The sequence below is a fragment of the Sphingomonas paucimobilis NBRC 13935 genome, assembly GCF_000739895.2.
GTDB classification, from domain to species: Bacteria; Pseudomonadota; Alphaproteobacteria; order Sphingomonadales; family Sphingomonadaceae; genus Sphingomonas; species Sphingomonas paucimobilis.
Genome location: NZ_BBJS01000003.1, coordinates 1 through 9,966, shown reverse-complemented (window position 1 = coordinate 9,966; position 9,966 = coordinate 1). Strand labels below are relative to the sequence as shown.

The following is a 9,966-nucleotide window of genomic DNA, read 5'->3' as shown; positions in this document are numbered from 1 at the left end:
GGGTCAATTCACCGGCCGCTGGCCCACACCGGGCGGAGTCGCCGGGTCCACCTCATCGATTTCATCGCCGCGATGGCCGCCGCCGGCTCCTGCCCCGCTGCCATGCACCTCGCCCGTCTTCGGATCGACCGACGCGCGCCGGCCATTGTCGTCGGGCAGATCGGTCTGGATATCGCCTTTGCCCGGCAAAGGTGGCGTCGTCACACTACCGGCCGGTTCGGCGCGGCCCATCGCGGCCTCGTCGTCGCGGTGATAATCCTGGCCGCTATAACCCTTGTCGCGGTCGAAGGGCTGGGGCGGGCGCTTTTCCTGTTCGGACATGGACGATCTCCTCTGCCCCTCAACGGAGCGGAAGAGCCGCCGTTCCCGCGACGCAAAAAGGCGCCCGCCAAGCCGGCGAACGCCCTTTCATCCCGATAAAGGGCCGAAGCCCCGCCGATCAGTTGCGGAACAGCGAATGCGGATCGACGATGTCGCCGCCATGGCTGGCGCTGTCGGCATCGCGGCTCTGCTGCTCGCGCTCGGCACGCAGCGAGGCGAGCAGCGCCTCGCGGTCGCCCTCCAGACGGGTGTCTGTCGGCTGGGCCTCGGCATTGCCGCCGGTCGCCTTCGCCGCCTTGGCCACCGCCGAATCCAGTTCGCGCTGGGTGGTCAGGCCCAGAGTCACCGGGTCCTTCGGCGTGATGTTGGCGATGTTCCAGTGGCTGCGGTCGCGGATCGCGGCGATCGTCGTGCGGGTCGTCCCGATCAGGTTCGAGATCGCGCCGTCCGAGATTTCCGGGTGGTTGCGGATGATCCAGGCGATGCCATCGGGCTTGTCCTGCCGCTTGCTGACCGGCGTGTAGCGCGGCCCCTTGGTACGGCGGACCTGCTCGGGGCCCTTGGTCATCTTCATGCGATAATCGGGATTGGCCTGCGCCTTCTCGATCTCGCTCTGCGTCACTTCATGCGCGCGCACCGGATCGCGACCGGTCAGCTTGGTCGCCGCGGTATCGTCGGCGATCGCCTGCACTTCCAGGATATGAAGGCCGCAGAAATCCGCAATCTGCTCGAAGGAGAGCGAGGTGTTGTCGACCAGCCAGGAAGCGGTCGCATGGGGCATGAGCGGCTGGGCCACGGGGATCACTCCAGTCGGAAAATAAAAGGGCCGCCCCTCATCGGAGCGGCCGTAGCGGCGGCAAACCTAATGCGACCCGCTCCCAAGAGCAAGGTGTGGGACCACAAAGTCTTGGAAACCGGCCGCGCGGCCAACAGTCTATCCCCGTAGCTTAGAGCCCCCGGCGCGTCAATTGTCGTCGTCGAACCGACCAAAGGGCAGAAGTTGCGAGGCGAGTTTGCGGGTCGCCTGAGTATCGCCGGTGCGGAGCGGCGTCAGGATCATCGTCGCGGCCCTTTGCAGGATGCGATCGATCGGGGTCGTCACGCCACCCCGTGCGGCCGTCTCCGCCAAGGCACGGCCGCGGGGATCACGCGGATCGAGTTCCAGCCGCAACAGCGCCGAGAGCCCGGTGAACAGCGCGCGATCGCCCCCCAGCGCCACCGCGCGATCGAGTGAGGCGAGCCCGACCGACCGCTGCGCGCCGACCGCCGCCCGCCCGACGATCGTCCCCAGCTTCTTGACCGCGCCGACATGCCAGGCGCCCAGCGCGAGTTGCGCCTCGGCATCGCGGGGATTTTGCGCGACCATCGCCTCGAACTGGCGCCGCGCGGCGATGGCATCGGCCCGGTTGCCGGTCAGTTTCGCGCGATAGCCCAGGGCGGTGGCGCGCATCAGTTGCGCCTCGCGATCGTCGGGCTTGCGAGTTAACGCGGACCCCGCCACCGCATAAGCGGTCGTGACGCGGCGCAGGGCGCTCGCCTCGTCACTGTCCGAGAAAGAGGCCTGGGTCAGAATTTCCCGCGCCGACTGCGCCGCCACCGGCGCGCTGCCCAGCACACAGGTCACCGTCGCAACCGCGATCAGAACTGCCCGGCGATATCGCTGATTCATTCGACCATGCCCCCGGATATTCTCCCTGGAATCGGCATGGCGAAACGGCCGATCCGGCCTTTCGCTCCATTGCAGGCCCCAATCGATTGATCAAGCCTATGTTAAGCCGGATCCCCGTCCCTTAGCCGATGGTCAGCACGATCTTGCCCAAGTGATCGCCGGCCTCCATCCGTTCATGCGCCTTGGCGGCATCGGCCAGCGGGAAGGTCCTGTCGATCAGCGGGCGCAACCGCCCCTCCTCGACATGTGGCCAGACGATGCGGGCGATCTCATCCGCGACCATCGCCTTGAACGCGCGGTCGCGCCCGCGCAGGGTCGAGCCGGTCAGGATCAGCCGGCGACGCATGATCTCCCAGATCGGCACCTCGGCCTTGGCGCCCCGCTGCACCGCGATCGACACGTGCCGCCCCTCCTCGGCCAGGCATTGCAGATTGCGTGGCAGATAATCGCCGCCGACCATGTCGAGGACGATGTCGACGCCCCTGCCCTCGGTGAAGGCCTTGACCCCCTCGACGAAGTCCTGCGTCCGGTAATTGATCGCCTTGGCCGCGCCGAGCTTTTCGGCGGCCGCGCATTTCTCGTCCGAACCGGCGGTCACGATCACCGTCACCCCGAACAATTTGCCGAGCATGATCGCCATGGTGCCGATCCCGCTCGTGCCGCCATGGACCAGCAGCGTCTCGCCGTCGCGGGCATAGGCGCGCTCGAAGACATTGGTCCACACGGTGAACAGCGTCTCGGGCATCGCCGCCGCCTGCACCATCGACAGGCCCGGCGGCACGGACAGACAATGTTCGGCATCGGCAACCGCATATTCGGCATAGCCGCCCCCACCGATCAGCGCGCAGACCGGCTGGCCCAGCATTTCGGCGCCCACACCCTCCCCCACCGCGACGATCTCGCCCGCAATCTCCAGTCCGGGGATCGACGGCGCGCCCGGCGGTGGGGGGTAAAGGCCCTGGCGCTGCATCACGTCGGGCCGGTTGACGCCCGCCGCCGCCACCCGGATCAGCACTTCGCCCTCCCCCGGCCGGGGAACCGCGCGGGTCGCGGGAACCAGCACTTCGGGACCACCGGCAGCGTCCGGATCAATCGCGACCATCGTCTCGGGAACCACGCCTGGCCCCATCATCCCGCCATCGGCCTGCATTGCGCCGCTCCCCCATTCACTCAGGCTTTCTCCCGCCCGTTATTGACATCGGCGGCGGTCGGGTCAACGCTGCATCCCATTATGGAACAGGACGATTCTACGCTCCGCATTCCCGACAGCCTGACCGCGCTGGTCCAGGCCGATCTCGAACCGCTCTCGCTTGCCGAGCTGGAGACACGGATCGCGGTGCTGGAGCAGGAGATCGGGCGCACCCGTCGCCATATGGAACGCGCCGCGCTTCACCGCGCCAGCGCCGACGCGCTCTTCAAGCGGTGACGCATCCGGGCCCCCGCGCGCACCAGCCCGCCGGCATGGCCCGATCCTTTTCGTCCCCGCGCTTTTGGCCGGCACAGTTTTTGTTTGCGCGATACGCTTTGTTCAGCGGCCGCGCGTTACACCCGCTTGATGCCGGGCCCCACCGTCCCGACATTGGTCGAAACGAGGCGTCCATCCATGGCGCTTCGGAAGGAGTATCGTAGATGCCATCTTTCGCCCCCGCGCTCGAGACCACGCTTCACAAGGCGCTGGAAGCCGCGACCGTGCGGCGCCACGAATATGCCACGCTGGAGCACCTCCTCCTCGCGCTGATCGACGATGAACATGCGTCCAAGGTGATGGAAGCATGCCATGTCGACCTGGGCGAGCTGAAGGCGACGGTCGCCCAGTATCTCGACGCCGAACTCGACGCGCTGAAGGTCGAGGCGGCGACCGACCCCTCGCCCACCAGCGGTTTTCAGCGCGTGGTCCAGCGCGCGATCCTGCACGTCCAGTCCTCGGGCCGTGACGAAGTGACCGGCGCGAACGTGCTGGTCGCGCTGTTCTCCGAACGCGAATCCTATGCCGTCTATTTTCTGCAGCAGCAGGACATGAGCCGCCTGGATGCCGTCAGCTTCATCAGCCACGGCGTCGGCAAGGGAGGGGCTGCGACCGAATCGGCCCCACCCAAGGGCGTCGAGGAGGAAAAGCCCGCCAAGCCTACTGAGAAGGGCAAGGGCGAGAGCGCGCTCAAGCAGTTCACCGTCGACCTCAATGAAAAGGCAAAGCTCGGCAAGGTCGATCCGCTGATCGGGCGCGGGCCCGAGGTGGATCGCACCGTCCAGATCCTGTGCCGCCGGTCGAAGAACAACCCGCTCTATGTCGGTGATCCCGGCGTAGGCAAGACCGCCATCGCCGAAGGTCTGGCGCGCAAGATCGTCGAGGGCGACGTTCCGGAGGTCCTCCGCCAGGCCGTCATCTACTCGCTCGACATGGGCGCGTTGCTGGCCGGCACCCGCTATCGCGGCGACTTCGAGGAGCGGCTGAAGGCGGTCGTCAACGAGTTGGAGAAGCTGCCCCACGCGGTGCTGTTCATCGACGAGATCCACACCGTCATCGGCGCCGGCGCGACCAGCGGCGGGGCGATGGATGCGTCGAACCTGCTGAAGCCCGCTTTGTCAGGCGGCACGATCCGCTGCATCGGCTCGACCACCTATAAGGAGTTCCGCAACCACTTCGAAAAGGATCGCGCGCTGCTGCGCCGCTTCCAGAAGATCGACGTGAACGAGCCGACCATCGAGGATACGATCAAGATCCTCGCCGGCCTCCGCTCGGCGTTCGAGGAGCATCACCAGGTCAAGTACACGCCCGATGCGATCAAGTCGGCGGTGGAACTGTCCGCGCGCTACATCGCCGACCGCAAGCTGCCCGACAAGGCGATCGACGTGATCGACGAGGTCGGCGCGATGCAGATGCTGGTGCCGGTCAGCAAGCGCAAGAAGACGATCACCCCCAAGGAGATCGAGGCGGTGATCGCCACCATGGCGCGTATCCCGCCCAAGAGCGTGTCGACCGACGACCGCCAGCAGCTCGAAACGCTGGAGACCGATCTCAAGCGCGTGGTGTTCGGCCAGAACGCCGCGATCGAGAATCTGTCCTCGGCGATCAAGCTCAGCCGGGCAGGCCTTCGCGATCCGGACAAGCCGATCGGCAATTATCTGTTCACCGGCCCTACCGGCGTCGGCAAGACGGAGGTTGCGCGGCAGTTGGCGACGATCCTAGGCATTCCGCTCCAGCGGTTCGACATGTCCGAATATATGGAGCGTCACTCGGTCAGCCGTCTGATCGGTGCCCCTCCGGGCTATGTCGGCTATGACCAGGGCGGGTTGCTCACGGACGCGGTCGACCAGAATCCGCATTCGGTGCTGCTGCTCGACGAGATCGAGAAGGCGCATCCCGATCTGTTCAACATCCTGTTGCAGGTGATGGACAATGGGAAGCTGACCGATCACCACGGCAAGACGGTCGATTTCCGCAACACGATCATCATCATGACGACCAATGCCGGCGCCGCCGACATGGCGCGCGAGACGGTCGGGTTCGGCAACCTCACCCGCGAGGGCGAGGATGAGCAGGCCGTGCAGAAGATGTTCACGCCGGAATTCCGCAACCGCCTCGATGCGATCGTGCCCTTTGGTTACCTGCCGCCCGAAGTCGTGGCGCGGGTGGTGGACAAGTTCATCCTCCAGCTCGAACTCCAGCTGGCGGATCGCAACGTCCATATCAGCCTGGACGAGGCGGCGAAGAGCTGGCTCACCGAGAAGGGCTATGACCGCCTGTACGGCGCGCGTCCGATGGGCCGCCTGATCCAGGAGAAGATCAAGCAGCCGCTGGCCGAGGAACTGCTGTTCGGCAAGCTGGTCCATGGCGGCGAAGTGACGGTGAAGATGAAGGATGGTGCGCTATCCTTCGCGATCGAACCCGCCGCGCCCAAGAAGCCGCGCAAGAAGGGCGGCAAGCCGGCTTCGGTCGATGCCGGCTGATCCTGATCGCCCGCGACACCGAGTATGAGAATCAGGGCCGGGTGGCGACACCCGGCCCTTTTCGTTGATGGAGGCAGCGTTGCCGTAATCGACATGCCCATTGCGAGACGCCGTCGCAATTTTCAGCCAAAACAAGTCCTTCCCGCTGTCTGCGCCATACGCGATGGCGCCCCGCGCCAACAAAATGTCATGCAACTTTAGTGCGCATGATCGGGCGTTTCGCGGCGCCATTTTCACGCAATATTTACTATAATCTGCTATGGGCGTCGTGATGGGGGCGATGAGGAACGGAATTGGCACGCTGATTCTGGCGATAATTATCGCCCTGCTTTCGTTCGTCCCGGCGCAAGCGCAGACCCGGCAAACGCTGCATAGCTGCATCCGCCCGATCCAGCCCGGGGACACGCCCCAGGCTTTGTTCGCCGCGCCACAAGATTTCGACTGCACCCGCGATCAGGCCGATTATGGCGCGGGCGATTTCTGGGTCCTGTCAGACCCCCTGCCGGTCATCCCCGGTGATCCGCGCGAGCGATTGAGCGTCACCTTCGCCAGCGCCTGGCAGGACGCGACGACGCTGCATATCCTCTATGCCGATGGTCGTATCCGGCATGTGTCCTTCACCAGCGCCACGACCTCGCCCTATCTGCTGCTCGGCGCGATGATCGCGGTGCCGCTTCCACGCGAGGCCACTCGCCCGGTTCGGATCCTGTGGGAAGCGCATGGCGCGGCCAATATGCGTGGTGTCGTGCGCGGCGCTCATTTGGGCCGCCATGCCGATGCGCTGGCCGTCGAATCCTCGCTCGGCCTCGTCTATGGCATCATCATGGGGCTGGTGATCGGCTTGGCCGTCTACAATCTCGCGCTCTGGCCCGCGCTGCGCCAGCCCTTGCAGCCGGTCTATTGCCTGTTGCTGTTCTTCATCACCGGCTATGCGCTTTGCTCATCGGGGTTGATCGGCCAGTGGCTGCCTTGGCTCGACAATAATGAGCGGCATCGATGGAACGCGATCATGCTGGGCGGCGTGGCGCTGACCCTCGTCATCTTCGCCCGCCATTTCTTCGAGCGGAAGGTGTTCGAGGGCTGGCTGGACCGCTGGGCGATCGTCACCTTCGTCCTGATCGCCATCCCCAACGCCGCCTTTGCACTGCTCGCGCCGCGCTGGATTCGTCCGCTCGATACCGCGGTCGTCGTCGGCTTCCTGGTGCTGCTGGTCTTCCTGATCGCGGTACTGGTCAGCGCATGGCGGCGGCGCAGCAATTTCCTATGGGCCTTTGCCGTCGCCTGGGGCACGCCGATCATCCTGGCGATGTTCCGTGTCCTCCACGCGCTGCATCTGATCGAGTGGCGACCCTGGATCGACCAGTCCACCCTCCTGTCGATGGGGGCCGAGGCGCTGATCGCCAGCCTGGGCGTCGCCTATCGCATCTATCTGCTCAGCCGCGAGCGTGATCAGGCCCGCGCGCATGAGCGCGCCGCGCGCCGCCTGGCCGATACCGACCCGCTGACCGGGCTGTTCAACCGCCGCGCGCTGCTCGACCAGGCGATCGGGCGCAGCGGCCCGCAAACGCTGATCCTGGCCGATATCGACCATTTCAAGCGGATCAACGACACGCTTGGCCATGACGAGGGGGACGAGGTCCTACGCGGATTCGCTCTGGCACTGATCGACACGCTGCCACCGGGCACGCTGGCCGCGCGGATCGGCGGCGAGGAGTTCGCGCTGCTCGCCGATGTCGATCACGCGCCCGAGCCCGAAGTCCTGCTCCAGCGCCTGCGCGCCGCAGCCTATCCAGCGGGGTTGAAGGTGACCGCCAGCCTGGGGCTCTGCACCGGCATGCTCCATGACGAAGAGGATTGGCGCAAGCTCTACCGCGAGGCCGACCAGGCCCTGTTTGCCGCCAAGAATGCTGGGCGTGATCGCGCCTGCTGGGCACCCGAACTCCATGGCCCCGTCCCGTCCCAACCCGTCGTCACGCCCCTATCGGCCCCCCTCTTGTCCGCCGTCACGTCGCGCCGTACCATGAATGGCCGGGAGCAAGGCATTGGACAAACGGCGGATCATGATCGGGGCGACTTTGCTGGCGTTCGTCGCGCTGGCGCAGCGTCATCCCACCGCTGACATCCGGCTGATCACCCACGACCTGACCGATCGGTCGCCCCGGCGTGTGCAGGCGGCGTTCGATCTCGGAGCCTTTGGCGTCTCCTTCCTGTACACTTGGACGGTCCGGCGCCTGCGATAGGCCGGTGATCGCGCGATAAGCCGTGCACGCCCGCTTGCGCGCCCGCCGGGCCTGCCCCATAGCGGCGTCATGGATACGCCCATCGAAGAACTGACGTTCGAGGACGCCCTCAAGGAACTGGAGAGGATCGTCGGCCGACTGGAAAGCGGCGAAGCGACGCTCGACGAATCGATCCGCCTTTACGAGCGCGGCGACCGTCTGCGCCAGCGCTGCGCCGAACGGCTCGACGCCGCCCAGGCGCGGATCGAGGCGATCCGCCTGGATGCCGAGGGCAAGGCCGCCGGCACCCGCCCCTTCCAGGCCGGTTGAGCGTGGCGACCGTGATGCTCAGCCTGCGGGACGCGCTCGATGAGGTCGCGCAGGATATCGATCGCCGGTTCGCACAGGTGCTGGCCGATCCCGGGGATCCACGTGCCTCGCTCTATGCGGCGATGCGCCATGCCGCAATCGGTGGCGGCAAGCGGTTGCGCCCGCTCTTGGTCTTCGCGACCGCGCGGCTGTTCGATGTCGATCGCGACTGCGCCGGCTGGGTGGCGACCGCACTGGAGGCGATCCATGTCTATTCGCTGATCCATGACGATCTGCCCGCGATGGACGACGATGATATGCGGCGCGGCAAGCCGACCGTGCACAAGGCGTTCGATGAGGCGACGGCGATCCTGGCGGGCGACTGCCTCCATGCGCTGGCCTTCGAGATTCTGGCCGACCCATCGACCCATCCCGACCCCTTTGTCCGGTCCGAGCTGATCCTCGACCTGGCGCGTGCCTCCGGCCCCAGCGGCATGGCGGGCGGCCAGATGATGGACCTGGAGGCGGAGCGGCAAATCTTCGACCTGCCCACCGTTACCCGGCTTCAGCAGATGAAGACCGGCGCGCTGATCTGCGCCGCGGTCGAGGCGGGCGCGATCCTGGGCCGCGTGCCGCCCGAGGGCCGTACCCACTTGCGTGGCTATGCGCATGATCTGGGCTTGGCCTTCCAGATCGCCGACGACCTGCTCGATGCCGAGGGGGACGAGGCGGTCGCAGGCAAGAAGCTGCGCAAGGACGAGGACGCCGGCAAGGCGACCTTCCTCAGCCTGCTCGGCGTCGAGCGGGCGCGCGAACAGTGCCGGATGCTGGTCAGCCAAGCGATCGAACATTTGCGCGATTACGGCCCCGAAGCCGATCTGCTGCGCGCCATCGCCTCCTATGTCGTGGAGCGCGACCGGTGACCCGGATCGGCGTCTATCCCGGCACCTTCGACCCCGTGACGCTGGGCCATATGGACATCATCCGGCGCGGGGCGAAGCTGGTCGACCGGCTGGTCATCGGCGTCACCACCAATCCGTCCAAGTCGCCCATGTTCACGCTCGACGAACGGATGGCGATGGTTCGTCGCGAGGTCGCCGATGTCGCGGGCGAGATTCATGTCGTCGCCTTTGATTCGCTGCTGATGGACTTTGCCGAGCGCGAAGGAGCGAAGGTGATCGTCCGTGGCCTGCGCGCCGTCGCCGATTTCGAATATGAATATCAGATGGCGGGCATGAACCAGCAGATCAATCCGCGGGTCGAAACCGTCTTCCTGATGGCCGATGTCGCGCTGCAGCCTATCGCCAGCCGGTTGGTGAAGGAAATCGCGATGTTCGGGGGCAACATCGCCAAGTTCGTCTCCCCGGCGGTCTGCACCGATGTGGTGGAACGGGTCGAAAAGATCGGCCGCAAGGGGTCGTGACCCTCTATTCCTCCTCTGCAAGGGGAGAGGGACGAGCGAAGCTGGTGGAGAGGTGTCCCGGCTGATGGTGACACCCC

At 66.0% G+C, this 9,966-nt stretch carries 10 protein-coding genes; 6 read left to right on the top strand and 4 right to left on the bottom strand.

All coding sequences use genetic code 11. From position 1 onward, the window contains the following. Positions 1-3: 3 nt before the first annotated feature. The 4 genes from SP6_RS00775 to SP6_RS00760 form a co-directional block, all read right to left on the bottom strand. Entirely contained in the window at positions 4-321 is a 318-nt protein-coding gene (locus SP6_RS00775; protein WP_007406131.1) for a hypothetical protein, read from the bottom strand. Between the two features lie 118 nt (positions 322-439). After that, entirely contained in the window at positions 440-1,117 is a 678-nt protein-coding gene (locus SP6_RS00770; protein WP_007406146.1) for a DUF1013 domain-containing protein, read from the bottom strand. 168 nt (positions 1,118-1,285) lie between these two features. Continuing rightward, positions 1,286-1,990, bottom strand: a complete 705-nt coding sequence (locus SP6_RS00765) for a hypothetical protein (RefSeq protein WP_007406079.1) — start codon at positions 1,988-1,990, stop codon at positions 1,286-1,288. A 121-nt stretch (positions 1,991-2,111) separates the two neighbouring features. Further along, complete coding sequence (locus tag SP6_RS00760; protein ID WP_232252413.1) at positions 2,112-3,140, bottom strand: NAD(P)H-quinone oxidoreductase; 1,029 nt, start codon at positions 3,138-3,140, stop codon at positions 2,112-2,114. Positions 3,141-3,221: 81 nt separating this feature from the next. Here SP6_RS00760 and SP6_RS00755 point away from each other — a divergent pair, with 81 nt between their 5' ends. From SP6_RS00755 to coaD, 6 genes are all read left to right on the top strand, one after another. Continuing rightward, positions 3,222-3,416, top strand: coding sequence for a DUF1192 domain-containing protein (locus SP6_RS00755; RefSeq protein WP_007406121.1), 195 nt, complete (start codon positions 3,222-3,224; stop codon positions 3,414-3,416). 203 nt (positions 3,417-3,619) lie between these two features. Next, positions 3,620-5,938, top strand: coding sequence for an ATP-dependent Clp protease ATP-binding subunit ClpA (gene clpA / locus SP6_RS00750; RefSeq protein ID WP_007406076.1), 2,319 nt, complete (start codon positions 3,620-3,622; stop codon positions 5,936-5,938). 280 nt (positions 5,939-6,218) lie between these two features. Further along, positions 6,219-8,057, top strand: a complete 1,839-nt coding sequence (locus SP6_RS00745; RefSeq protein WP_082052388.1) for a GGDEF domain-containing protein — start codon at positions 6,219-6,221, stop codon at positions 8,055-8,057. Between the two features lie 190 nt (positions 8,058-8,247). Continuing rightward, positions 8,248-8,487 (top strand): exodeoxyribonuclease VII small subunit, encoded by a 240-nt coding sequence (locus tag SP6_RS00735; RefSeq protein WP_007406073.1) that lies wholly within the window; start codon positions 8,248-8,250, stop codon positions 8,485-8,487. A gap of 14 nt (positions 8,488-8,501) precedes the next feature. Continuing rightward, positions 8,502-9,389, top strand: a complete 888-nt coding sequence (locus tag SP6_RS00730; protein WP_037569413.1) for a polyprenyl synthetase family protein — start codon at positions 8,502-8,504, stop codon at positions 9,387-9,389. Beyond that, positions 9,386-9,889: a pantetheine-phosphate adenylyltransferase gene (gene coaD, locus SP6_RS00725; protein WP_007406108.1), complete on the top strand. Its 504-nt coding sequence runs from the start codon at positions 9,386-9,388 to the stop codon at positions 9,887-9,889. The genes SP6_RS00730 and coaD overlap by 4 nt, the downstream gene beginning before the upstream one ends. The last annotated feature ends 77 nt before the right edge of the window (positions 9,890-9,966 follow it).

Coding starts and splice junctions, on each gene's coding strand:
- SP6_RS00775 (WP_007406131.1), bottom strand. CDS start 321: ATGTCCGAACAGGAAAAGCGCCCGCCCCAGCCCTTCGACCGCGACAAG.
- SP6_RS00765 (WP_007406079.1), bottom strand. CDS start 1,990: ATGAATCAGCGATATCGCCGGGCAGTTCTGATCGCGGTTGCGACGGTG.
- SP6_RS00760 (WP_232252413.1), bottom strand. CDS start 3,140: ATGCAGGCCGATGGCGGGATGATGGGGCCAGGCGTGGTTCCCGAGACG.
- SP6_RS00755 (WP_007406121.1), top strand. CDS start 3,222: ATGGAACAGGACGATTCTACGCTCCGCATTCCCGACAGCCTGACCGCG.
- clpA (WP_007406076.1), top strand. CDS start 3,620: ATGCCATCTTTCGCCCCCGCGCTCGAGACCACGCTTCACAAGGCGCTG.
- SP6_RS00745 (WP_082052388.1), top strand. CDS start 6,219: ATGAGGAACGGAATTGGCACGCTGATTCTGGCGATAATTATCGCCCTG.
- SP6_RS00735 (WP_007406073.1), top strand. CDS start 8,248: ATGGATACGCCCATCGAAGAACTGACGTTCGAGGACGCCCTCAAGGAA.
- SP6_RS00730 (WP_037569413.1), top strand. CDS start 8,502: ATGCTCAGCCTGCGGGACGCGCTCGATGAGGTCGCGCAGGATATCGAT.